This window comes from Halomonas sp. McH1-25, from assembly GCF_022348165.1.
GTDB lineage: Bacteria > Pseudomonadota > Gammaproteobacteria > Pseudomonadales > Halomonadaceae > Modicisalibacter.
The window spans coordinates 186,579-210,397 of record NZ_JAKRFI010000005.1; the positions used below are offsets into that span (position 1 = coordinate 186,579).

Consider the following 23,819-nt stretch of genomic DNA (forward strand, 5'->3'; position numbering starts at 1 on the left):
GGATGCCTTCTATGCATGCCCTCACCCTATTCTCGTTCTTGTTCTTTACCGGGTTGGTCGCATTGATCACCTGGCTCGTCACCCGGCGTGACGATCACAACAGTACCCGCGGCTATTTCCTTGCCGGACGCAGCCTGACCTTCCCTTTGATTGCCGGTTCGTTGCTGATGACCAACCTGTCTACCGAACAGATGGTCGGCCTCAACGGTGCCGCCTTCAATGACGGCCTGAGCGTGATGGCCTGGGAAGTCATCGCCGTCATCGCCCTTGTCGCCCTGGCCCTGTTCTTCCTGCCGCGCTTTCTGCGCAGCGGTATCGCCACGGTGCCGCAACTGCTGCGAATCCGCTTCGATGAAACCACGCAGCTGATCTGTAATATCATCTTCCTGCTCGCCTATGCGGTCATCCTGCTGCCGATCATTCTCTACTCCGGCGCAGTGGGACTCGCCGGCATGCTCGATCTGCAGGGCCTGACCGGTATCCAATCGGATACCGTACTGCTGTGGTCGACCGTCTGGGTAGTCGGCCTGATCGGCTCGGTCTACGCCTTGTTCGGTGGTCTGCGTACCGTTGCCGTCTCCGATACGCTCAACGGCGTCGGCCTGCTGGTTGGCGGCTTCGTGATCGTCTATTTCGGCTTGCAGGCAGTGGGTGGCGATAACGGTGTAATGGCTGGCTGGGATACGCTCAAGCAGAACGTGCCCGAGAAACTGAACTCGGTCGGCGGCGAAGATCAGCAGGTGCCCTTCGCTACGCTGTTCACCGGCGTATTCCTGATCAACCTGTTCTACTGGACCACCAACCAGCAAATCATCCAGCGCACGTTCGCCGCCAAGACATTGGCAGAAGGCCAGAAGGGTGTGCTGCTCACCGGCCTGTTCAAGCTGCTTGGGCCGCTCTATCTGGTACTGCCCGGCATCATTGCCTTCTACCTGTATGCCGATCAGGACGTACGCGCCGACGAAGCCTACGGTCACCTGGTGTTCAACGTGCTCCCGCCGTATCTCACCGGCTTCTTTGCAGCGGTGATGGTCGGTGCGATCCTGTCGTCGTTCAACTCGGCACTCAACAGCACCACTACCCTGTTCAGCCTCGGCCTGTATAAGGAAGTGTTCAACAAGAACGCCAGCGAGGAGCACGTGGTGCGTGCCGGCAAGATCTTCGGCTGGATCCTGGCCTTCGCCTCGATGACCATCGCCCCGCTGCTGGCGGGTCAGGAAAGCCTGTTCGGCTACCTGCAGAAGATGAACGCGATGTATTTCATCCCCATCCTGGCCGTGGTGCTGGTCGGTCTGCTGACCAAGCGGGTTCCCGCCATCGGCGCCAAGATCTCGCTGATCGGTGGCTGTATCGTCATCGGCCTGGTCTACTTCGTGCCGCCGTTCACGGCGGTTCTCGACGTGATCCATAACTTCCACTTCGTGGCGCTGGTGTTCGTGCTGCTGGTGGCGCTCATGCTGATTCTGGGCAAGGTACGCCCGCGCACTACCGCCTGGGTGCATGAAGACAGCGGTCAAGTCGACCTGACTCCATGGAAAGGGGCTATCCCGTCCGGGATCGTGCTGATCGTTCTGGTCATCGCCATCTACTTGGCCTTCGCGGGATAACGCTTCGGCCTTTCACGCCACGACGCCCCGCCGCGGTCAACCCGGCGGGGCGTCGTGTTTGCGGCCTTTGCCGCAACGAACGGGATTCGCGACTTGTCAGCGACGCCCATCGTCTCCAGATTAAACAGTTGAACCCGATCGAAAACGGACACCCCATGCGCCAGAGCCTGGCTCGCGAATTCAACAATCTCATCGAGCGCAGCCGTGACCGGCAGCTTCGGCTGGCCGTGACCGGGCTGTCGCGGGCCGGCAAGACGGCCTTTTTGACGTCTTTGGTGCATCAGTTGCGCCACGCCGGTGTCGAGGCGCGCCTCGCCCTGCTGCCGGCAGCCCGTGAAGGACGCCTGCTGGGCGCCCAGCGTGTCTCTCAGCAAGACCTGGGGGTACCGCGCTTTCCCTACGATCAAGCCGTTGCGTCGCTCAATCAGCAGCCGCCGCAGTGGCCTGAGCCGACACGCGGCATCAGCGAGTTACGGCTGCATATCCGCTACCGCCCCGAGAACAACGGGCTATTCGGTACGCTGGGCAGCGACTCGGCCACACTGACGCTGGACCTGTTCGATTATCCCGGCGAATGGTTGCTCGACCTACCGCTGCTGGAGCACGATTTCTTCAGTTGGAGCCAGCGCCAGCAGGCAACGCTGTCACCGCAACGCCGTGCCCTGGCGAGCGACTGGCTGGCTACGGTCGAGCATTTGGACCCGGCCGCCACTGCCGACGAGGCCGAACTGGCCGAGATCGCCGGGCACTACGCCGCGTCGCTGCAAGCCGCACGCAATGCCGGTTTTTCAGATTTACAGCCGGGCCGCTTCCTGCTGCCCGGCGATCTGGATGGGGCACCGGTGCTGCAATTCTTTCCCCTGCTGGAGCTTGAGAATGCGGACCGGCAACGTCTCGAGGCGCTGCCCGAAGACAGCATCTACCGTACCTTGGCCAAGCGTTTCGCATACTATCAGCAGCATGTGGTCAAGCCGTTCTACCGCGAACACTTCAAGCGCTTCGACCGGCAAATCGTGCTGGTCGACGTGCTCGGTGCGCTCAACGCCGGCCCGGAGCGCTTCGAGGATCTGTCGCGCGCCCTGGCTACATTGATGCGCAGCTTCGACTACGGCAAGCGCAGCCTGCTGTCCCGGCTGTTTTCGCCACGCATCGACCGCCTGGCCATTGCAGCGACCAAGGCCGACCATGTCACACCGGAGCAGCACACCCACCTCGTGGCTCTTCTCGAGGCCCTGCTGGCCGAGCCGATCAAGGATCTACGCTTCGCCGATGTCCCGGTAAAGGCGTTGTCGCTGGCCTCGATCCGGGCCACCCAGGCACATGAAGTGGAGCATCAGGGCAAGCGCACACCGGCCCTGCGCGGCGTGACGCTGGACGGCGAAGAGACGCTGGTGTTTCCCGGCGAAGTGCCCACGCGCCTGCCACGCCCAGACTTCTGGGCACGCCAAGGCTTTGCCTTCACCGCCTTCCGCCCCCTGACACGGGAGGCCCGCGGCGAGGGGTTGCCCCACATACGCATGGACGCCGCTATCGACTGGCTGATCGGAGACAAGCTGAAATGAGCGATCCGCAACCGGGCCAGCGCTTTTCGCTGGACTCTTCTTCCCTGGACGGCACGGTCGACCTGCGCCCGGCAGAAACCTACGCAGTCGACACGAGCTCGCGAACGCTGGACGATGAGCTGCCCGCTACGACCGATGTCGCCCTCGACCGTAGCCTGGCACGCCCTCGCAAGCGCCGCTGGGGGCTGCTGGCCCTGCTGGGAGGAAGCCTTACGCTCGGTGCCGTGGAGGCCGGCCAAGCCTTGTATGTCTCGTCGCTGAGTGGCGATCTGCTGAGTGGTGCGTGGAGCGCGCTCGGTCTGCTGGCCCTCGGGCTCGGTGGCTCGGCGCTGTTGCGCGAACTCTTCCGGCTGCGCCGTTTGCGCCGGCACGCCGCCTTGCGCGAGCGTCTGACGGGTCTCGATACGGCCTCAGGCCACGAGGCCTCCCGCTTGGCCGAACGATTGCGCGAGCAGATGCAGCTCGACCGCGACGACCCGCACTGGCAGGCCTTCCTGCAAGCCCACCAGATGCATCATGACGGCAACGAAACCCAAGCCTTATTGTCGCATCACCTGCTGGCGCCGCGTGACCGCGAAGCCCGTCGCCTGATTTCCCGTATGTCCGGCGATACCGCCATCATGGTCGCCGTGAGCCCGCTGACCCTGGTCGACATGATGCTAGTGGCCTGGCGCAACCTGGCGATGCTCGACCGTATCGCCGCGCTCTATGGACTGGAACTGGGCTATGCCAGCCGGCTCAAATTGTTTCGTAGCGTCCTGGCCAACATGGCCTTCGCCGGCACCAGCGAAATGGTTTCCGACGCCAGCATGCAGCTGTTTTCCATGAATCTGGCCGGTAAGTTATCGACCCGTGCCGGGCAAGGCCTGAGTGTGGGCCTGCTGTCGGCCCGGCTCGGCCTGCGCGCCATGCGCCTGATGCGCCCCCTGCCCTTCGACGAAGAAAGCGCCCCGCGTATCGGCGACCTGCGCAGCGAGCTTTGGCAACGTCTGCGTCGTCTGGAAAGCGCATCGGAGGACGAACGTCAATGATACCGTTCGTTTGATGGGGGTCAGCGTTTGCATATGCCAGGCAAGCTACGCTGATGGAAGCGAACGCCATTACCTTCCTCGCTACTGTGGAGGCAACCATGTATCAGACGCTGCTGGTTCCCGTCGACGGCTCCGAAAACGCCAGGCATGCCCTGGCCGTGGCCTGCAAGCTAGCTGTTCAGGATCGAGCCCGAGTGCATATCCTGCATGTTCCCGAAGTTCTGTCTTACGACACCCGGCTTATCTGGGGAGCTGGCGCCGTGCTGATGGATGCGCCCCAGGACGCGGTCGAGCGTGCCGGCAAGAAGGTCGCCGAGGGCGCCAGGCAGGAAGCCATGGAACATGGTGTGAGCGATGTCGATGTCAGCATCCAGCAGGGCGACCCGGCCCGCGTGATACTGGAGCAGGCCAGCCTGCTGGGCGTAGATGCGGTGATCATGGGCAGTCGTGGCCTGAGCGACATCGCCGGGCTGGTGGTCGGCAGCGTGTCGCACAAAGTTTCCCACGCCGCCGATTGCGAGGTGATCACCGTACATCGTCCCTAGAATATCCACCGCAAAGGCTACGGGTCGGACGGACCCGATGAGGTCGCTGCCGGGTTGCGTTCGACCCAATCTTCCACGTATAGCTTCTGCACCACGGCCATGCACAGTACGATCAACGGCTCTGCTACCAGCAGGCCGATGAGTCCGGCGAACAGCCCCAGCCAGACCTGCACGGCCAACAGCAGCGCCGGCGGGATGCTGACCGCTTCGCGCTGGATGAGCGGCGTGATGACATAACTCTCCAGGAACTGGATCGCCACATAGAGTATGGCCACATGCAGCATGCTGATGGGGCTCTGCGAAAACGCCACCAGCAGCGCTGGCACGGCCGACATCACCGGTCCCAGATAAGGGATGAACGACAGCATGGCCGCCAGCAGGCCGAGCGTGAACGCCATTGGAATGTTCAGTGCCCACAAGCCCACTCCGGAAAGCACCCCGATCGCGGTCATCGACGACAGCCGTCCGATCAGCCACCAGGACATGCGGTACTTGAGCGTACCCAGCAATTCGGCAATGCGCGGCCGCTGCGAGGGATAGATTAGCCGCATCAGTCCCTTGCGATAGATCGATGGCTCGAAGGCGGCAAACAGACCGATGAAGACGATAACCACGACGTTGAGCAGCACACCGAAGGTGGTCGAGAACAGCGACGACACCCGCGATGACCAATCCTGCATAGCACTTTCGAGCGACGGCGCCCGGTCGAAGGCATCGACGATATACGAGCCGAGGGGCCAGGTTCTCAGTTGTTCCTTGAGCGCTTCGAGCGAGCCGGGCACGACCTGAGTCAGTTGAGCGAATTCCTGATTGAGGCTCATGGCGAACTTGAAGCCGAACCCAACGCCCAACCCAGCCAGCACGACCAGCACGACTCCCAATGCCCAGCGGTGAGTAAGGAACGTGTGTCGTTGTAGCCAGTTGGCGGGGATCGAAAAGAACAGCGCGAGCAATAGGCCAGCGAAGATCAGCATCAGGATACGATAGCCGAACCACACGGCCGCCAGCGCCGAGACAGTGACCGTGGCAACGCCTGCGACGATCCAGACGCGCCGACGAAAGTCGTGAAGATCATGTTCGTTGGATGTCACAATGACACTCCCTGTCATGTGAATGGCTTGCTTCTCAGTTCACCGCTATGTTTAGGGCAAAGAACTCGTGCAAGCGCCGCGCGACACCACTGTCGTGGTGATGACCGATTCGTTCGGCCTGGGGCACGCGAGCCGGCAAATCAGGATGCGCCCGAGCCATGATGAAACCATGACCCGCCACTTGCAGCATCTCAGCATCGTTGAGATTGTCGCCGAACGCCAAGCAGCGCGATGCCGGGATGTCGAGCCGTGCCAGCAGACGCTCGAGAGCGGCACCCTTATTGACACCCTCGGCCATGATTTCCAGGGAATTCGCCATGGAGTAGGTGACATGCAACCGAGTCCCGAGGCTGGCCTGGATGCTCGCTTCCAAGGCCGCCAGTGCCTCGGGATCGCCAATGCACAGCACCTTGCCGACACCGCTGCCATCGTGGGCTTCGAGATCGGCGACTTCATAGCGAAACCCGGTATGTGCGTGCAACTTCAACAACTCGGGGGCCGGCGCATCGATCAGCCAGCCGTCGCCGGTATAGAGGTTCAAGCGGATATCGCTGCCGCGAGGCAGCCGTACCAATTCCCTAACCAGGTCATGCGGTACCCATTGCTCCGCGATCAACGTATCGTCGGGGGCATAGAGATGCGCTCCGTTGGTGCTCAAAATATAGGCCGAGACGCCTAGCCGATGACGGAATGCAGCTATGTCTCGGTAATGGCGCCCCGAGGCCAAGGCAATATGATGCCCCTGACCGGCCAGGTGCCGAAACGTCTCGATGGTCAGCGGATCGAGCGTGTGCTCGGCACTGAGCAGAGTATTGTCGAGATCCGTCACGATCAGATGGGGTTGCATGCAGTATCCTGATTGATTCGCGGCATCTTTACTGGTGTCTGTGCATCGCAAGGGTAACGCATAACGGCCTTACATATGCATCCCGGCCAGAAGCAACGTAGCGTCTCCATCGCTTCCGCCGCCACTGTGCGCCTGATCGATTAAGCATCCGCCCCGCTGTAACCTTCGGCCAGCATTGTCGCCATCCCGAAGGTTGCGATGGCGCCGGCGCGGGGCGATACCGGGCCCGTTCAGTCGGCAGTCTGCTGCATTGCCAACATCGCAAGCGTCATTGACCAAAGCAGGGTCCGGATCTTCATGGGCAGCCTCATCCTTCTCTCCAGTGAGAAGCTACGCGCCGCCCGGATTCCCACATCATCCGGACGGCTCGCGCTCGATATGGCGCTGGTCTGAACGTTCGGTGCCGTGCGGCGATTGGCGGCGGCAGCCCGAATCCGTATAGTGACTGCTTGTTCCCGCCAATTGTACCGACTCCCCATGCTGCAGAATAACGCGCTGCTTTCGCAGCTCAAGCAACAGATCCGTGAGAACACGCCCCGCGTCGAGGGTGTGATCAAGGCGACCGACCGCGGTTTCGGTTTCTTGGAAACCGACAATGGCGAGTCCTACTTCGTGCCGCCCCCCGCCATGAAGCAGGTACTTCATGGCGATCGCGTCGAGGCCGTCCTCAAGGAGGAAGGCGACAAAAAGTCCGTCGAGCCCGAGACCCTGCTCGAAGCGGGCCTGGACCGCTTCATCGCCCGCGTTCAGAAGCGTGAAGGCCGTCTGGCCGTGATTCCCGATCATCCCTCGATCAAGAATGCGCTCAAGGCGCGGGTCAAGAACAACCTCGACGAGCAAAGCTTCGGCGATGGCGACTGGGTGGTCGCACGCTTGGTGCGTCACCCGCTCAAGCCCAACGATCGCGCTTTCTTCACGCAGATCGATGAGCTGATCGCCAAGTCCGACAATCCGGCAGTGCCATGGCGGGTCACCCTGGCGCGTCATGCGCTGGAGCAGGCCTCACCGCAGGCCGGCGACGACTGGCCGCTGCTCGAGGAAGGGCTGACACGCGAGGACCTCAGCGCAATGCCCTTCTTCACCATCGACAGCGAAAAGACCCGCGACATGGACGATGCCCTGCACGTCGAAACGCGCGAGGACGGTGGTTGGCGCCTGACCGTGGCGATTGCCGATCCGACCGCCTATGTCGCAGAGGGGCATGCCGCCGACCTGGAAGCGCAGACTCGGGCTTTTACCGTCTACCTGCCGGGGCAGAACGTCACCATGCTGCCCGAAGTGCTGGCCGATGACCTGTGTTCGCTGAAAGAAGGCGAGGACCGTCCGGCGCTGGCCTGCACATTGGATGTGAATGCCGACGGCAGTCTGGGCGATTACCGTTTCTTCGCTGCCAACGTACGCTCGCATGCCCGCCTGGTCTACGACAACGTTTCCGATTGGCTCGACGGCCTGGGTGAATGGACACCTGCAGCCGGTATCGACGAGCAGCTCAAGGCCTTGGCCAAACTGACCGAGGCGCGCAGCACCTGGCGCAGCGAACATGCCTTGGTGTTCAAGGATCGTCCGGATTACGTATTCGATCTCGATGACGCCGGCAATGTTCTCGAAGTACGTATCGAGGATCGGCGTATCGCCAATCGCATGATCGAAGAATCGATGATTGCGGCCAACGCCTGTTGCGCCGATCTGCTCGCCGCCCAGGTCGGCCATGGCATCTTCAATGTGCATAACGCCTTCGAGCCCGAGAAGGCCGATGCCGCTCTGGAATTCCTGACGGCCCAGCAGATCGAGGTCGAACGCGAGGCGCTGTTGGAACTGCCCCGCTATCGCGAGCTCAAGCGCGCGCTGGAAAGCCGCGACGATGCCTGGCTGGATGCGCGTCTGCGCAAGTTCCAGGGCTTCACCAGCATGTCGGCCCAACCCGGTCCGCATTTCGGCCTGGGACTACCCGCCTACGCCACCTGGACTTCACCGATCCGCAAGTACGGCGACATGGTCAACCATCGCCTGATCAAACGCGTCCTCAAGGGTGAGCAGGCCCCGGCCGAGGCCAGCGCAGCGCTGACCGAACAATTGACGGAGCGTCGCAAGCTCAACCGTATGGCCGAGCGCGATGTCAAGGACTGGTTGTACGTGCGCTACCTGACCCCTGCCGCCGAGGCGCAACAGACCTTCGAGGCAGAGATCGTCAGCATCAACCGTGGCGGTATGCGCGTGCGCCTCACCGCCAATGGTGCCACCGCCTTCGTTCCCGCCCCGCTGATCCACAGCGATCGCGACAAGGTGGCAATCGACGACAAGGAAGGCCGCGTGCAGGTCGAAGGCGTCGAGCGTTTCAAGCTTGGCGACGTTACCCAGGTCGTGCTGACCGAGGCGCGCGAGGATACGCGCTCACTAGTGGCCCGTCCGGCTGCCTAACGCCCCCCCTGACATGGCGGCCCGCTGTGGCCGCCATGTCATGGCCTGTCCCCGCTGCCCTCCACTTCCTGGCTCGACCCACCTGTCACTCGTCAAAAAACGTCAGGTTTTCCCTCATCGGACAATGAGCCATCTCGCTGCCAACGGCGCTTTGTGGCATGTTACGCCCTTGCGGGCGACAACCAGAACACCAACCCACGCCCGTTCTTGTCGCAGGGGAAACATCCATGGCAATTCGCTGGGGATTGCGTGGCAAGTCGGCATTGGCCTTGCTACTGGCCAGTCTCATCGCCCTGGTTCCCGCCGCCCTTATCGGCTGGCAGGCCATCGACGACGTTCGTCGGCACTTTGCCAATGCCTACGCCGAAAACTATACGCTACTGCACATGCAGCGCATCCTGGCGCCGGTAACGCGCGAGCTGGCCCTGTCGCAACGCTTCGCGAACTCGTTGCCCACCCGTCGTTGGCTGGCCAATGAAGCCGATACCCGGCATCAGGCGGACTTCCTCGAGGAAGCCGAAGGCTATCGCCAGGATTTCAGCGATCATGCCTACTTCGTCGTCGCCAATGACAGCGGCAATTACTACTTCAACGAGGCCGGCCTCACAGGCGCGCTGCGGCCCAGCTATCGCCTGAGTGCCGATGACCCCGACGATCGCTGGTACTTCCATTCCATCGAGAGCGGCGAGCCTTACAACATCAATGTCAACGTGGACACCAAGCTCGGCGTTACCAAGGTCTGGTTCAACGTGGTGGTACGCGATACCGGCCGTGTTCTGGGCATGGCCGGCAGCGGTCTCGATCTGAGCGGGTTCCTGGATGATTTCATCCGCGGCGATGCCCAGGGCATCACGCCAATGATCGCCGATCGCCGCGGTGCGCTACAGGCGTATCCCGATACCCAGCGAATCGCTTTCAGCTCGGGTGCCGGTGCCGCCTTGGTCGACCGCGAGCAGCGCGTCCAGTCCCTGCTCGACACCGATGCCCAGCGCGAGGCCTTGTCTGAAGTCATGCAGCAGGCCGAGCAAATGCCGGGCACGATCCAGACGCTGCAGGTCACCCTGGATGGTCGCCCAAAGCTGCTATCGGTCGGCTACATGCCCACACTGGACTGGCTAATGATCACTGCGCTGGACATCCAGGCGGCACAAGTTATCGATCCTAGCTGGCTATGGGGCGCAATGCTCGGCCTCGTCCTGCTCCTGACCTGTCTGCTGCTGGCGTTCATCGTCGCCACGAACCGCCTGATCATCACGCCTCTTCGCCATCTACAGCAGTCAACCCAGGCGATTGCCGGCGGCGACTATAGCCCACGGCTGCCTGTGCATCGTCACGACGAAATTGGCGAGCTGTCACGGGCATTTTCGTGCATGGCCGGCCAGGTCGCACAGCATACTCAGCAACTTGAGGCCAAGGTGCATCAACGGACCCGCGAACTCGAGCAGGCCAACGTTCGAATGGCGTGGGCCCAGCGCCAGATCGAGGATTCTCTCGAATATGCCAGCATCATCCAGCGCGCCATTCTTCCGGTACGCCAGATCGCCAACTCACTGGAACATCATTACGGCGTGTTGTGGCGTCCTCGCGATCGTGTCGGCGGTGACTTTTATGTCTTTCGCGCCACGCCGCGGGGCTACCTGCTGGGCGTCGTGGATTGTGCCGGGCATGGCGTGCCCGGTGCGCTGATGACCATGCTGGCGCGCGCCGCCATCGACCATGCCATCCTCGAAGTTGGGGAAGACGATCCCGCGGGCATTCTCAACGCCACCGACCGTTTGAGTCGGGAGTTGCTTCAGGAAGACGCATTGCCGTCGACGATCGCCACCAACATGGATATCGGATTGGTCTGGGTCGATCGGCTGGAGTCCACCCTGACCTTTGCGGGAGCCAAGATGTCGCTATACGCCAGCGATGGAAGGCAACTGGAAATCCAGCGCGGCGCCAAGCGTGCCATAGCGCAAAAACGTCGCACGACCTACTCCAACATCACGCAACCGTTGTATGCCGGATGGACCTACACCCTGTGTACCGATGGCTTCCTCGACCAGGCCGGCGGCGAGCATGGCTTCGGTTTCGGCACCCAGCGTTTCGAGGCCATGCTGATCGCCCATGCCCAGCTCTCTCCCGCACGGCAGGTCGCCATGTTCGAAGCCGAGCTAGACGCTTATCAGGGCGAGCTACCTCAGCGCGACGATATTACGGTACTGAGCTTTCGTTTCCATGCCGCTCACGAACAGGACGGCGCACGACATCGCTCGACGTCGGCTGAGAAAGTCTCGCCAAGGAGCGAGTCACTACACGAGGAAATGCCATGAACTTGCTAGCCATGCGCGAGGGCTACCAGCAGCAGCGCATCATGCTGTGCTTCAATGGCCCGATATCGCGCAGTCTGATCGAAGAGATCGGTAACGCACTGCGCAACTACCTGTCGAGCCAGGATGCCACGCCGTCGTCGGCCATGGACGTCTTCGCCATTTACATCGAGATGACACAGAACATTCGCCACTATGCGCGCCAGCAGGGCTATGGCGATGAAGACGCCATAGCCACCGTAGCGGTGGCCAAGAACGAACAAGGCCAGTACCTGGTATCGGCCGGCAACCTCGTCGAATTTCAGGACGGCAGACACCTGGTCGAGAGCATCCACGACCTGGCAGGACTCGACAAGGCGGAACTCAAGCAGGCTTACAAGCGTCAGTTACGTGAACCCCGCGAAGCGGCAGCGAGTAGCGGCGCCGGCCTGGGCATTCTCGACATGGCGCGCAAATCCAGCCAACCATTGCAGGCGTCCCTCGAGCAGTTGCCCGATGGGCGCGGTTTCTTTAGCCTCACAGCCACCGTTTGACATGGCCACACCGACAATGACCAACGACCTCGATATTACCGGCAGCCAATCCACCCCGGCCGTACAGGGAGAGTGGCAAGCCGGCCGCTTGGCCATGCAGGGGGACTCTTATCCGGAAAACTCCTACGAACTTTTCGGCCAGGTCATCGACTGGGTGGAACGCTACCTGTCTCAAGGCAATCGCCCGTTGCGCCTCGACCTTGGGCTCGTCTATCTCAATACCAGCTCGGTCAAGGTAATGATGGATATCTTCGACATGCTCGAAGAGGCACACCAAGCCGGACAGGACGTTCAGGTACGCTGGTATTATGACCCGCGCAACGAGCGTATTGCCGAACTCGCCGAAGAGTTTCGTGAAGACTGCAGCTTTCCGTTCACCATTGCACCGCAACAGGCCTGACCGTGACCCAGGAAGAAACGCGGCGGCTGGCCGATATCAAGACGCTGGTGGACGCCCCGGACTACCGGGGTCACCCTCTTCAGCAGGCGCTCAAGGAACTCTACCGCCTACATATGGCGCAGACCAAGCGACTCGACCGGCTGCTCAGCATCGCCGATAGTTACCAGCAGTTCACCCGCGAGGACCTGCAGGCCATCAAGGCACAGTACGATCGACAAGTGCAGCGTGAACGCAAGCTGTCGCGCATCTCCGATCGCTACCAGCAACTGATGCGCGAACGCAACCAGGCCCTCAAGACCGCCTCTTCCCAGGATCCACTGACCGGTCTGGCCAACCGCCGTTCTTTGGACGACCACCTGAAGCAGGCCGCTCAACGATCGCAATCCCATGGCCGGCCCTTCTGCGTGGCGATGGTCGATGTCGATCACTTCAAGCACATAAATGACCGCTACGGTCACGAGACCGGCGACCAGGCGCTGGTCGAATTGGCCGGCGTACTCAAGAGGCAGCTGCGCGCCAGCGATCAATGCGGCCGCTGGGGCGGTGAGGAATTTCTGCTGTTGCTGAACGATACTACGCTCGACCAGGCGCGCCAGACCGTCGAGCGTATCTGCACTCGCCTGCGCGCCCTGCCACTGCAGGTCGGCGGCGTCAGTCTGGCGGTCACGGCCAGTGTCGGCGTCGCCGAACACCGTGCCGATGAGTCGCCCCAGAGTACCATCAACCGAGCCGATGCTGCCTTGCTGACGGCCAAGCGGGAGGGTCGCGACCAATATCGTCTGGCGCCCTGATTACGCGGGGTTCAGCCTGCCTAATAGCGCCATGGCCTCGTCCAGATCGCGGGTTTCGAGATCGCCCACGGCCGCCTCCAGCGCCAACTTGTCGGTCAGCCATTGGCCGATCACCCCGACAAACTCGATGCGCAGGTCATAAAGGTCCGCGCGGGATTACCCAATGCCCAACTCTTAGCGTAATTCTACTCATGGGCTATCGGAACGGTGCACAGCATAACAGTGATAAAAACATTTTTGTGATCACAAAAAACATACTTTCGTAACACAGCTTTCTCTTCTGAAGTAATCCTTAAACTTCCCTCCTCGAATGAAACTAAATTTATTATAAAAATCAGAAACTTAATAACAAGGCCAAGTGTCTCCGATTGGCATCACCTCAATAAACAAAATTACTTTGCAACCGTGATACCGAGCAAACGCTCGGTTGCCCTGCGTTTCGCCTGCTCGGTAGGATCCGCCCGCTTGTCCAGCGATAACCAGGCAGCTATCCCGGAAATGGAGTTGTGGTACGCAGTGTCTCGACCGGGACTGCCCTTTCTAATAACTAACCGCGGCAGGCACCGCTTCGTCGGCAACGGATCTGCCAGAAGCATTCAGATGCTTACTGGAGACATTGCATGAGCAGCACCCTAAGAATCGACAAGGGCATCAGTGCCCAACAGCTTGAAAAAATGATCGATGATGCCCCCAAAGGCACCATTTTCGAATTTAGCGAAGGCAACTACGAATTCGATGACACACTTACCATTACACGCTCTGACGTTACGCTAAAGGGCGAGGGCAGTGGCAAGACCACTCTGATCTTCACAGACCGAGCGCTCGACAGCGGCGATGACTATGCCATCCAGTTGAACGGCAGCGACAGCGACAGGGTAGGAACGCTGGCCAATGACGTCGATGAAGGCGAGCATCGGATCACGCTGGATTCCGCCCACGGCCTCGAACCCGGCGACACGCTACGTCTTTGGCAGGACAACGACTCGGCATTCTTCGATGAGATCGGCGACACGGCCTGGCGCAAGGATAACTCGCCCCTGCGTACTAGCATGGCCCGCGTAGAGTCCACCGACGGGAATACGGTCACGCTCGATCGTGGGGTGCATTTCGATTTCGAAGATGGCAAGACCCGGGTCGAACGCCTCGATGTCGTTAATGACGTTGTCCTTCAGGGATTCGGCATCGAGTTCGAGTTGGGAACTCCCGACAATGGCACGTTCGGGAATACACAAACGGATCTCAAGGACTTCATGGCTGTCTATCTGAACGGTACGGTGGACAGTAAGCTGGAGGATATCCAAGTCATCAATGGTCCGTCCATCGCCTACCACTTTGCCCAGACGCTGGACAATCACGTCAACGATATTCAAGCTCACGGCGCCTTCAACAAGGGCAGTGGCGGCAACGGCTACGCTTACGAACTGCGTGAGAGCTACGACGGCGACTATACCAATCTGGCCGACAGCGGCATGCGCCACAGCCTCCTGTTCGCTTCGTGGCGGTCCTCGGTAGGCAACGACATCCATGTACGCTCCACGGACCGCGACATCAATTTTCACGGCGGCCGCGATCATGACAACAGAGTGCAGGTAGACCAGTCGATACGTGGCGCGGATGACCTCTCTACCTCGCTATGGATCAACGACGGCAATGCCAGCTATGGCGCCATTACAGAGGCCGATGCCAATCAGGTGACCTTCGAATATCTCGTCGGATCGCGCCGCGACGATGTCGTGCAGGGCTCTGACGACGGCGCCTATCTCAATGGAGGGTTGGGAAATGATACTCTGCGGGGCGGCCAGGGAGACGACATCCTGCAAGGAGGACCGGCGAACGATTGGGGAAAGAACATTCTCGATGGTGGCGAGGGCGACGATACCGCTTACTACCTGCAGGACTACGATGAAAGCGATATCCACATCAGTGGTGATACCGTTCGGGTGAACGAAGACACTTTGCATGATATAGAGCAGGTCGCCTTCGGCGACGGTACTGTGCTGGATGTCGAGTCCGGCCGAACTTCCCAGGAAGACACTTTCGCCCCCCCCAATATCGAGGAGATTCTCGATACGTCTTTCGCTCCGCGCCCAGAGAGTGAACAGGTAGATGATAACGAAGTGACCGTCAGCGGCCGGATCAAGAGCGAATGGGACGATGGTTATGTCGCGGAAATTTTCATCGCGAACAACTCGGACGAAAAGATCGCCGATCCGGAGGTGCAGTTCGACTTGCCCGACGATCTCGATATCGTCTGGAATGGTGTCGCCAGTGAAGACGACGATAGCTATCGTATCAACGATGATTCATCCAGCGTGCTCGACCCAGGAGAAGTGTGGCGCTTCGCCTACAGGGCCTACGGAGATGACCTGGCCTTGCCCAGTGAAATGAGCGTCCAAGGCAACGAGACGCAGGCTATGCAAGTTCCACTGCTAGGTATCGATGCATCGCAAGCCGCAGAATACGTTAGCTGGCAATAAATTTGCTGCATAAAAAAGCCAACCTTACCGGGTTACTCCGGTAAGGTTGGCTGCCCACGTCTGGACGCCCCGTTCAAGTTCGTCCAGTGCATCCTGGTTAGGCTTAAAAATGAAAATTCTGCAACCGAAGTTGGATATTCGCTAGAATTGCGGCTCAGTCCAGAAAGCCGCAAAAACGTACGAAGTGCTAACGCTTTTTGACATGCAGCCGAAGGAGGCAAGCAGCACTGCATAGGGAGAAGAGGGATGAACTATTGGTTGTTGGGGGTCGTATGCTATCTGATCGCTGTCTTATGCGTGTTCGCCTTCGTCCGCGGAGCCAGTGAGCGGCGAAACAGCGAAGCCAGCATCAAGGCAGCCTCAAAGAGCATGGGCAAGAGGCGATGCCGGCTCAAAAAGAGCAGAGCATAAAAAAACCCGGCATAAGCCGGGCAAGGAATGACAACTTGAGGCCAGGAGGCCAATGCGTGCGATAGGGCCTGCTGAAGAATCTTGTGCCACGTGCTAGTGCGACCTTGGCTAACGGTGAGGCCATAGCGAAATGAGGGTACGAGGACGAACAGCAATCAGATCTTTCTGACACTCAACGATGCCTATCCGGCCCGGGCTTTTTCTCAGATAAGAGACTAATAGCTACCTATCATAGCAAGGAGAGGCAGAAACCATCCATACGAGACTTCTAATGTCGAAAAATTACATTTCCATCTCGTCACGAAGCTTTCATAGGCTTTTCTGTTTTATCGCCGTGAATGTCACCAGATGCCCTGCTCCCTTGGGGCGCTAAATCCTCGTGCCCAGCATCCACGACCAGAGGACGAACACAGTCTTGGCCGCAATCATAGCAATAATAGCGGTGAGAAAGATTGAGCAAGCGCTGCCACCATCTTCGCTTGATCGGATAAACGCCAAAGTTATTGCAATTGGGGCATTGGTACATGACCCACCTCAATATGGTTAATAATCGTGTTTGGTGATAGTTGGAATCCTGAAGACCACGCGATTCCTTATCATACGGAGGAAACCAAAAGCGCGAGGTACGCTTTTTTGCGCCAAGGACTTCACGAGAACGTAGTTCAGTGTAACAAACTTTCTAAACCCTAATGCACATAACTCATCAACCGCTACGTATACTGCTTGAGACAGATGATAAAAAGCAACATCATTTGAACCAACTCTTTTATAATACTGAGCCAGCCAATAATACGTAAGCATTGAGTTGGCTCTCTTCTTTTTTGTATCCAACAGCGACCAGACACCACCTTCATGGGCCCTATAAGCAGCTGGCTTGATATCCCCCATGTACTTATACTTTCCAAAAGTGCCTAGCCATGAAAACAAAAAAGTATCGCCATTAAGTACATATGCATACTCTTCCGGCACAGAAACACCTACATTTCTGAAACAGGCAGACAAAGTCAAGATATCTCTATTCTTTTGAAGTTGTAGAGATGAAGCATCCTGCTTATGCACCTCAGGTAACTTAGAATGCCTTATGACCCCCGTCTCGTTGAATATATAAGCATCATGCCCACAAATCACATAGTCGGGGTTACTCTCCAAGAACTCAACCTGTTTTTTTAACTTAAACGGATCCGTCCAGTAATCATCCCCATCGCATATGGCGATGTACTTCCCCCTGGCCATGGGAAACAAAACGCTTACAAGCGGATCCAAGCCTTTTGAATATTGATTTTCCGTTTGGTAGATAACTTTTATTTTTTCTGGAAAACGATTTTCATACGACTCTAAGACACTTTGCGTTCCATCGCTAGAAGCATCGTCATGGATCAATATTTCAACAGAGAACTCCACTTCTTGAGCGAGAAAACTTTCAATGGCAGAGGCAATATAATTGACATGATTAAACGTAGTACAGCAAACACTTACCATCATGACTAAACAAACCCCTATCAAGTACATAGCGATGGCACGAAGCGCTATCGCAGCACGCCCATGGCATACCCGATTGTTATTTACTCAAAAACTATACCGCATGCAGCCAATCATTACCCTCTTGAGCAACCTGCGAATTTATAAAAACGACCTTAACATGATGACTAATGTTATCTAAAACATCGAGCATTTCATCTTTTGTTTTAAAGTTAAGTATCATGGTCCCCAAGGCATGGTTAGAACCTTTTGCCTTGTATATATAGTCGCCCGGCTTGGCCCAGATATTCTGCCTGATAATAGCTCTTTTCAGCGAATCAGAGAGCATTAAGCTTTGCATCACACCCTCTTCACTTGAATGAACCAAGCACTCTGCCCAATAACCCAGTGTCTTGTTGTCATGTAGTTCACTACAATCATCACCGAGCGCAGCGTCTACAGTGTATTTCGCCAAGTCGACCCCCGTCGCATACTTGATGGCATCGACCGTTCCTCCTCCGCCATTTCTTGCCCCAACCTCCAAGAACCAAATTTCATCTTTATCATCAATGATAAATTCTACGTTAAAAGCTCCAACCTTGAATCCAAGTAGCCACAAGATGTGCTCCAGTTCTTTTCGGGCTTTGGCTGATAGCGCATCCGGACGCACGCTAGGAAAGCTGCTTGCGGCTTGAAATGGTGGGCTACAAGTATAATTGAAATGGCTGTCGCCCCAGACCCAGAATTTTAACTTTCCATCAACCATGAACACATCGCTATCGTTCTGGTAACCGACACGATTGGGAATTTTCTCTTCGAGAATCACTCTCTTTTCTATGGAAAAGCTTTTAGCATGGGCAAAAGCAGCGGAAAAGCCTTCCTCACTCTCCAATACAGTGATTCCCTTGCCACCCGATGAGTCGACAGGCTTTACATAAACCGGAAAGGCCAGTTGCTGTAACCATTCCCGTGCTGGCAATTCTTCAACGAATGACCTTGAGCGCGGCGCGTTGAATCCATGCTTGTGCAAGAACTCTCTGAATTTGTCTTTATGAGACAAAATCAGTACGGATTCATAAGGATTGCCCGGCAGCCCCAAGTGTTCCGCAACATAGGCTGCCGTCGGTGCGGCTGGATCCGAAGCGTAGGCAACGACTCCATCGATCTGCTTGTCCCTCGCCAAGCCGAGCACGGCTTCTTTATCAGTGGTGGAAACAACGTATGACTCATGTGCCAGACGATGCCCTGGATTCTCAGGCTTATTGTCACATGTGATGACATAATGGCCTTTTTCAAGAGCATATTCGATAGGAGAAATCTGTGTCGGTGCAGCACCTAAAAACAATAGTTTCTTCATGACCCACCCCACTAATAATAATTTAACTAAAATTTTCAGCTGTCACTGAAGGCAATGATTGTAATGGTTACGCATGCTCAGCCATGCGCTTGAAGGTTTCGTTCCTCACGACCAAGTCTTCGTAGCGGCCCTGATCCACCACTTTGCCGTCACGCATCAAGTAAATGAGATCACATTGCTTTACCGTCGCTAATCGATGCGCAATCATGATAATCGTTTTCTGCCCTGAAAAACCCTGTATCGCCTGCATAATGTGATTTTCAGTAATACCATCCAGAGCACTAGTGGCCTCGTCCAGCACAAGCACGTCCGACTCATGGTAAAGCGCCCGTGCAATACCGATACGCTGCCGCTGCCCGCCAGATAGCTGTACTCCACGCTCTCCCACTCTGGTATTCATGCCATTTGGCAGCTTGTCGAGAAATTCATCAAGATGGGCCTGTCTCACGCAGTCCGCCACGCGCTGCATATCAATGGCTTCTTCGGGCAAGCCAAAAGCGATATTTTCTTTGATGCTAGCATCAGCCAGGAAAATGCTCTGCGGAACGAAACCCAAGGCATTCTGCCAGCAGGCCAAAGTCTCTTTGGTCAGTGCTCGGCCATCGACAAAAATATTGCCATGGTCCGGCTCGATGAGTCCTAATAGTATATCTACCAACGTGGATTTCCCTGACCCTGAAGCTCCTACCAGACCAACCGTCTGGTTGACAGGTATTATCAGGTCAACTTCATCCAAGGCCTTATCCATCTTGCCTGGATAGGTAAACCCGACATCTTTAAGTACAATATCTTTTTTGGGTGTCAACTTCTCCTGCTTGGCTGAATAGTCCACACTACTCACGGTAAACTGCGCGCTTGCCTTCAACTCTTCACGTATCGACTCATAGGCTGCCATGTGCCCTCTAATTTGCGACAAGCTATTATAAACTTGTTGCAGGGCTGGCAATATTTTTAATCCTGCTAGCGCATATATGGAGAGTACAGGTAGTAACGCAACCACATTACCGCCACTTCTGACCAAAAGGAAAAGCACCAAAAAAATGACGCAACCAAACGCCACGATTTCCATGGCATAACGGGGAGCCAAACTCAATGCCTGATTCGCGCCCAAGGCATCAGCATACTTTTCACTGGCGGCGTTGAAACGCTGGGTGAAAATGTCCTGTCGTCTAAGCAGCAAGGCGTCCTTGATTCCTCCAAAGCCTTCCGCCATTAGCTTGAAGCGAATCGTCTGTGAATGTGAGATGGTTTTTCCATTATTCACCAACTTCTTTCTCACCGTCTTGAAGAGCAGGAAGTAAGATGCCAAGAAAATAGCTACGCCCGATAGCGCAACGATAGGATTGTAGATGAAGATGGCTAAAGCCATGAATACAGCCAGTGTGAGTTTGGCATTCATGTGCATCAAGGGAATGATGATGTGCATCATCACCCGTTGGCATTCTTCAGCGATACGGTTGGTCAGGGTGCTGCTGTTACCGCTAGCATGAAACAACCATCCTTGGTGCATGTAATAATTATAGAGACGGCTGCTGAGTTCCGCCCCGACGTGCGTACCGTACATCGACATGCGCCAGATCGTGTACATCGAGAACAATCCGGAGGCAAACAGTAGCGCCAAAACGCAGCTACCCACCCAAATTAGGAAGGTTTGTGGCGTTTCGACACCGCTAGCACGATACACATCGGCCAGTAGCCCCTGCCCTTCCAGCTGATTCATATTGCCGACCAAGGCCATGAAAGGGCCTATCGAAATAACGCCGGCGATTTCCGCAAAGGCCATGACGACCGCAAGTAACTGCAAGCGGAACAGTTTCTTTCTTTGCTCGGCGCCAAGTAGAAAATACAGTTCTTTCAAGTAGTAAAACATTAGACAGCCTCGCTGTATGTTCGGAACTGTTGTAGAACAAGATCGACATTTAGTCCTTGGTAAATGGGCAAGCACATGACTCGTCTTGCCAACTGACCGGAAACCGAATTCCCCCTCCCTCTCCCAAATGTTTCGACTTGATCCAACGAGGGGTAAAAGTAGCGCCGCACCTGTATACCGAAATCGCTAAAAATTGCTATTTTTTGCAACAGTTCCTGCTCGTCATGACAAGCGATTGGAAAATAAGAGTAGTTACAGCTCCCTTGGCTATTGAGGCATTGTAACTGATACTGTCCGGCCAATTCCTTAGCATAACTATGCCAAATTTTTTCCCTTTCCCCGAGATTGATCTCGATTTCATCCAATACGCATAACCCCATCGCCGCCTGAAACTCATTCATTTTAGAATTAATGCCAAGCTCACTGATTTCGTCAGGCCCTGAAATCCCGAAATTGATGAGGTGCTTGGCTCTCTCTAAATCCTCTTTTCGCTTGAACACGATGGTCCCACCCTCCACCGTATGAAAGAGCTTGGTGGCGTGGAAGCTCAAGGTAGTGGCATCACCATAATTTAATAGACTCTGCCCCTTGTATTTCACTCCAAAAGCATGCGCTCCATCGTAAATCACTTTAAGGTTATGTTTTCGAGCGGTCGACTCTATCGCCTCGACTTCGCAACAGTTTCCAAACACATGCACCGGCACGATGGCTCGTGTGCAAGAAGAAAGTGCCGGCTCGATCGTAGCGGGATCCAGGCACCAAGTGCCGGGATCGATATCGCCGAATACCGGGTCGACGCCTTCCCACTTGAGTGAACTTGACGTTGCGACGAAGCTGAAAGGGGTAGTCACGGCTTCTACACGCTGGGTTCGCTCATGTCCGGAAATGCCTAAAGCGCGATAGGCAATCTGCAGGGCTAACGTGCCGTTGCTTACCAGCAGAAGATTCTCTACCCCCAAATATTGTTCCAGACGGCGGGTCAGTTCCTGGACCAGAGGACCGTTATTGGTCAGGTAATTGCGGGCATAGATTCCATCGATATAGTGGGAAAGCTTTTCACGACTGGGCAGATAAGGTTGTGTTACAGGAATCATGATGTCGCTACCTTTAGCAAGTACTGACCGTAGCCGTTCTTGACAAGAGAATCGCCTGCCATGGCCACCTGCTCAGCCGCTAACCAGCCATTGAAAAAGGCGATTTCCTCGGGACAGCAGATTTTCAGTCCCTGTCGGCGCTCAATGGTCTGGACAAACATACCCGCTTCGAGCAAGCTCTCATGGGTACCGGTATCCAACCAAGCATAGCCGCGGCCCAGCAAATCAACGCGCAGATCTCCACGCTCTAAGTAAGCTTGGTTGATACTAGTGATTTCCAGTTCGCCGCGGCTCGACGGCTTAACTCGCTTGGCGATTTCGACGACATCATTATCATAAAAATATAAGCCAGTGACCGCATAATTCGAGCGCGGTGTATCGGGCTTTTCTTCAATGGAAAGGACTCGGCAATCTTCATCGAATTCGACCACACCGAATCTTTCCGGATCCTTGACTTGATAACCGAAAATAAGGGCACCTTTCTCAAGCTCCGCCGCACACCTGAGCTTTTCAGTGAAGCCTTGTCCATAAAAAATGTTATCGCCCAGCACCAGACACACGGAGTCGTTGCCGATGAACTCTTCCCCGATAATAAAAGCTTGTGCCAAACCATCCGGACTGGGCTGTATGGCGTAGCTGAGCGCTATACCATATTTACTGCCATCCCCCAGCAAATGCTTAAACCTCTCCTTGTCTTCGGGGTTGACGATAATGAGAATCTCCCGAATCCCCGCTAGCATTAGCAAGGAGAGGGGGTAATAGATCATTGGCTTGTCATAAATGGGCAGTAGCTGTTTGCATACGCCCATGGTGATCGGGTAAAGCCGGGTGCCACTCCCTCCGGCCAGAATAATCCCTTTCATGCCACCTCCTTGTTGGCCAGTCCCAACCTGTCACGCTGATAGCTGCCGTCCTGTACGCGTCGACACCACAATAAGTTATCCAAATACCACTGAACTGTTTTGCGAATTCCTGAGTAAAACGTTTCTTGAGGCATCCATCCCAACGCATGCTGAATCTTCCCAGCATCAATGGCATAACGCAGGTCGTGGCCCGGCCGATCTTCTACGAATGTCACCAGGTCGCTATAATAACGGACATGGTTTGGTTTGGATGGAGCCAACTCTTCTAATAGTTCACACAGCGTATGGACGACTACGATATTTTTCTTCTCGTTACTACCCCCTATATTATAAGTTTCGCCTATTCCGCCCTTGGTTAACACGGTATAAAGGGCTCGGGCATGATCTTCGACGTACAACCAGTCCCTAATTTGCTCTCCCTTCCCATAGACGGGTAAAGGTTTGCCTTCGATAGCATTGAGAATCATCAAAGGTATCATTTTTTCAGGAAACTGGTGAGGCCCATAATTATTCGAGCAGGATGTTACCACTGTAGGCAGGCCAAACGTTCTATGCCACGCTCGTACCAAATGATCGGAACTCGCCTTGGTCGCCGAATAGGGTGAACTGGGAAGATAGGATGTGCGTTCAGTGAACAATGCATCCATGCCAGCCAAGTCGCCATAGACCTCATCCGTCGATACATGATGAAAGCGAAAACTTGCTTGACGATCAAGGGATAACCCTTTCCAATAATTCAAGGCCACATCCAGCAATTGGTAAGTGCCTACGATATTGGTCTGGATGAAGGCAGCGGGGCCTTCAATGGAGCGATCTACGTGGCTTTCCGCCGCTAAGTGCATGACTGCATCCGGCTGATGCTTGGTAAAGACACGCTTTAGCGCGACACTGTCACAGATATCCACTTTTTCGAAGAAGTAACGTGGGCTGGTAGCAGCCAGGCCTAAAGAATCTAGATTTCCTGCGTAAGTTAATTTATCAAGGTTGATGACTTCGTCTTGAGTATTTTCAATGATATGGCGAACTACCGCTGAGCCGATAAATCCGGCACCACCAGTAACTAGTATTTTCATAGATCACCAAACGATATTTATAAATTATTCGCGATTGAGCAGGCAGCTCAGCGACAGGCACTAGTCAAAAAAGAGGTTA

At 56.3% G+C, this 23,819-nt stretch carries 18 protein-coding genes; 10 read left to right on the plus strand and 8 right to left on the minus strand.

The genetic code is table 11. The features are described 5' to 3' along the window. Positions 1-11 precede the first annotated feature (11 nt). The 4 genes from MHM84_RS14470 to MHM84_RS14485 all read left to right on the plus strand — a co-directional run bounded on the left by MHM84_RS14470 (position 12) and on the right by MHM84_RS14485 (position 4,745). A complete protein-coding gene (locus MHM84_RS14470) occupies positions 12-1,607 on the plus strand; it encodes a solute:sodium symporter family transporter (protein WP_239267062.1) in 1,596 nt (531 codons plus the stop codon). Positions 1,608-1,762: 155 nt separating this feature from the next. Next, complete coding sequence (locus tag MHM84_RS14475) at positions 1,763-3,169, plus strand: YcjX family protein (protein WP_239267063.1); 1,407 nt, start codon at positions 1,763-1,765, stop codon at positions 3,167-3,169. Beyond that, positions 3,166-4,200: a TIGR01620 family protein gene (locus MHM84_RS14480; protein ID WP_239267064.1), complete on the plus strand. Its 1,035-nt coding sequence runs from the start codon at positions 3,166-3,168 to the stop codon at positions 4,198-4,200. The genes MHM84_RS14475 and MHM84_RS14480 overlap by 4 nt, the downstream gene beginning before the upstream one ends. Before the next feature lie 98 nt (positions 4,201-4,298). Next, positions 4,299-4,745, plus strand: coding sequence for a universal stress protein (locus MHM84_RS14485; protein WP_239267065.1), 447 nt, complete (start codon positions 4,299-4,301; stop codon positions 4,743-4,745). 17 nt (positions 4,746-4,762) lie between these two features. Here the strand turns inward: MHM84_RS14485 and MHM84_RS14490 are convergent, their stop codons facing one another. Together MHM84_RS14490 and MHM84_RS14495 are read right to left on the minus strand one after the other, a co-directional pair. Beyond that, positions 4,763-5,836, minus strand: coding sequence for an AI-2E family transporter (locus tag MHM84_RS14490; RefSeq protein ID WP_239267066.1), 1,074 nt, complete (start codon positions 5,834-5,836; stop codon positions 4,763-4,765). Positions 5,837-5,870: 34 nt separating this feature from the next. Next, on the minus strand, positions 5,871-6,683 hold the full coding sequence (locus MHM84_RS14495; RefSeq protein WP_239267067.1) for a Cof-type HAD-IIB family hydrolase: 813 nt from the start codon (positions 6,681-6,683) through the stop codon (positions 5,871-5,873). Positions 6,684-7,160: 477 nt separating this feature from the next. Here MHM84_RS14495 and MHM84_RS14500 point away from each other — a divergent pair, with 477 nt between their 5' ends. The 6 genes from MHM84_RS14500 to MHM84_RS14525 all read left to right on the plus strand — a co-directional run bounded on the left by MHM84_RS14500 (position 7,161) and on the right by MHM84_RS14525 (position 15,614). Then, complete coding sequence (locus MHM84_RS14500; RefSeq protein WP_239267068.1) at positions 7,161-9,101, plus strand: exoribonuclease II; 1,941 nt, start codon at positions 7,161-7,163, stop codon at positions 9,099-9,101. Positions 9,102-9,328: 227 nt separating this feature from the next. After that, positions 9,329-11,416 carry a biofilm regulation protein phosphatase SiaA gene (siaA, locus tag MHM84_RS14505; protein WP_239267069.1) on the plus strand — a complete coding sequence of 696 codons (2,088 nt, stop codon included), beginning with the start codon at positions 9,329-9,331 and terminating at the stop codon, positions 11,414-11,416. Beyond that, on the plus strand, positions 11,413-11,946 hold the full coding sequence (siaB, locus tag MHM84_RS14510) for a biofilm regulation protein kinase SiaB (RefSeq protein ID WP_239267070.1): 534 nt from the start codon (positions 11,413-11,415) through the stop codon (positions 11,944-11,946). The genes siaA and siaB overlap by 4 nt, the downstream gene beginning before the upstream one ends. 1 nt (position 11,947) lies before the next feature. Beyond that, positions 11,948-12,346, plus strand: coding sequence for a biofilm regulation phosphoprotein SiaC (siaC, locus tag MHM84_RS14515; protein WP_275445783.1), 399 nt, complete (start codon positions 11,948-11,950; stop codon positions 12,344-12,346). Positions 12,347-12,348: 2 nt separating this feature from the next. Then, positions 12,349-13,137, plus strand: a complete 789-nt coding sequence (gene siaD, locus MHM84_RS14520; RefSeq protein ID WP_239267071.1) for a biofilm regulation diguanylate cyclase SiaD — start codon at positions 12,349-12,351, stop codon at positions 13,135-13,137. Positions 13,138-13,757: 620 nt separating this feature from the next. Beyond that, positions 13,758-15,614, plus strand: a complete 1,857-nt coding sequence (locus MHM84_RS14525) for a cellulose binding domain-containing protein (RefSeq protein ID WP_239267072.1) — start codon at positions 13,758-13,760, stop codon at positions 15,612-15,614. 954 nt (positions 15,615-16,568) lie between these two features. Here MHM84_RS14525 and MHM84_RS14530 read toward each other — a convergent pair. The 6 genes from MHM84_RS14530 to rfbB form a co-directional block, all read right to left on the minus strand. Next, positions 16,569-17,507 carry a glycosyltransferase family 2 protein gene (locus tag MHM84_RS14530; RefSeq protein ID WP_239267073.1) on the minus strand — a complete coding sequence of 313 codons (939 nt, stop codon included), beginning with the start codon at positions 17,505-17,507 and terminating at the stop codon, positions 16,569-16,571. 91 nt (positions 17,508-17,598) lie between these two features. Next, a complete protein-coding gene (locus MHM84_RS14535) occupies positions 17,599-18,840 on the minus strand; it encodes an ATP-grasp domain-containing protein (protein ID WP_239267074.1) in 1,242 nt (413 codons plus the stop codon). A 67-nt stretch (positions 18,841-18,907) separates the two neighbouring features. Beyond that, the gene (locus MHM84_RS14540; protein WP_239267075.1) at positions 18,908-20,710 is read right to left on the minus strand and encodes an ABC transporter ATP-binding protein; all 1,803 of its coding nucleotides are present in this window, start codon (positions 20,708-20,710) and stop codon (positions 18,908-18,910) included. Further along, positions 20,710-21,804 (minus strand): DegT/DnrJ/EryC1/StrS family aminotransferase, encoded by a 1,095-nt coding sequence (locus MHM84_RS14545; protein WP_239267076.1) that lies wholly within the window; start codon positions 21,802-21,804, stop codon positions 20,710-20,712. Before MHM84_RS14545 ends, MHM84_RS14540 begins: the two co-directional genes overlap by 1 nt. Then, positions 21,801-22,667 (minus strand): glucose-1-phosphate thymidylyltransferase RfbA, encoded by an 867-nt coding sequence (gene rfbA / locus MHM84_RS14550; protein ID WP_239267077.1) that lies wholly within the window; start codon positions 22,665-22,667, stop codon positions 21,801-21,803. The genes MHM84_RS14545 and rfbA overlap by 4 nt, the downstream gene beginning before the upstream one ends. Next, positions 22,664-23,740: a dTDP-glucose 4,6-dehydratase gene (gene rfbB, locus MHM84_RS14555; RefSeq protein WP_239267078.1), complete on the minus strand. Its 1,077-nt coding sequence runs from the start codon at positions 23,738-23,740 to the stop codon at positions 22,664-22,666. Before rfbB ends, rfbA begins: the two co-directional genes overlap by 4 nt. Positions 23,741-23,819: the final 79 nt, after the last annotated feature.

Bases quoted from the DNA above. Each gene is read 5' to 3' on its own strand.
- MHM84_RS14470 (WP_239267062.1), top strand. From the start codon at position 12: ATGCATGCCCTCACCCTATTCTCGTTCTTGTTCTTTACCGGGTTGGTC.
- MHM84_RS14475 (WP_239267063.1), top strand. From the start codon at position 1,763: ATGCGCCAGAGCCTGGCTCGCGAATTCAACAATCTCATCGAGCGCAGC.
- MHM84_RS14480 (WP_239267064.1), top strand. From the start codon at position 3,166: ATGAGCGATCCGCAACCGGGCCAGCGCTTTTCGCTGGACTCTTCTTCC.
- MHM84_RS14485 (WP_239267065.1), top strand. From the start codon at position 4,299: ATGTATCAGACGCTGCTGGTTCCCGTCGACGGCTCCGAAAACGCCAGG.
- MHM84_RS14495 (WP_239267067.1), bottom strand. From the start codon at position 6,683: ATGCAACCCCATCTGATCGTGACGGATCTCGACAATACTCTGCTCAGT.
- MHM84_RS14500 (WP_239267068.1), top strand. From the start codon at position 7,161: ATGCTGCAGAATAACGCGCTGCTTTCGCAGCTCAAGCAACAGATCCGT.
- siaA (WP_239267069.1), top strand. From the start codon at position 9,329: ATGGCAATTCGCTGGGGATTGCGTGGCAAGTCGGCATTGGCCTTGCTA.
- siaB (WP_239267070.1), top strand. From the start codon at position 11,413: ATGAACTTGCTAGCCATGCGCGAGGGCTACCAGCAGCAGCGCATCATG.
- siaC (WP_275445783.1), top strand. From the start codon at position 11,948: ATGGCCACACCGACAATGACCAACGACCTCGATATTACCGGCAGCCAA.
- MHM84_RS14525 (WP_239267072.1), top strand. From the start codon at position 13,758: ATGAGCAGCACCCTAAGAATCGACAAGGGCATCAGTGCCCAACAGCTT.
- MHM84_RS14530 (WP_239267073.1), bottom strand. From the start codon at position 17,507: ATGATGGTAAGTGTTTGCTGTACTACGTTTAATCATGTCAATTATATT.
- MHM84_RS14535 (WP_239267074.1), bottom strand. From the start codon at position 18,840: ATGAAGAAACTATTGTTTTTAGGTGCTGCACCGACACAGATTTCTCCT.
- MHM84_RS14540 (WP_239267075.1), bottom strand. From the start codon at position 20,710: ATGTTTTACTACTTGAAAGAACTGTATTTTCTACTTGGCGCCGAGCAA.
- MHM84_RS14545 (WP_239267076.1), bottom strand. From the start codon at position 21,804: ATGATTCCTGTAACACAACCTTATCTGCCCAGTCGTGAAAAGCTTTCC.
- rfbA (WP_239267077.1), bottom strand. From the start codon at position 22,667: ATGAAAGGGATTATTCTGGCCGGAGGGAGTGGCACCCGGCTTTACCCG.
- rfbB (WP_239267078.1), bottom strand. From the start codon at position 23,740: ATGAAAATACTAGTTACTGGTGGTGCCGGATTTATCGGCTCAGCGGTA.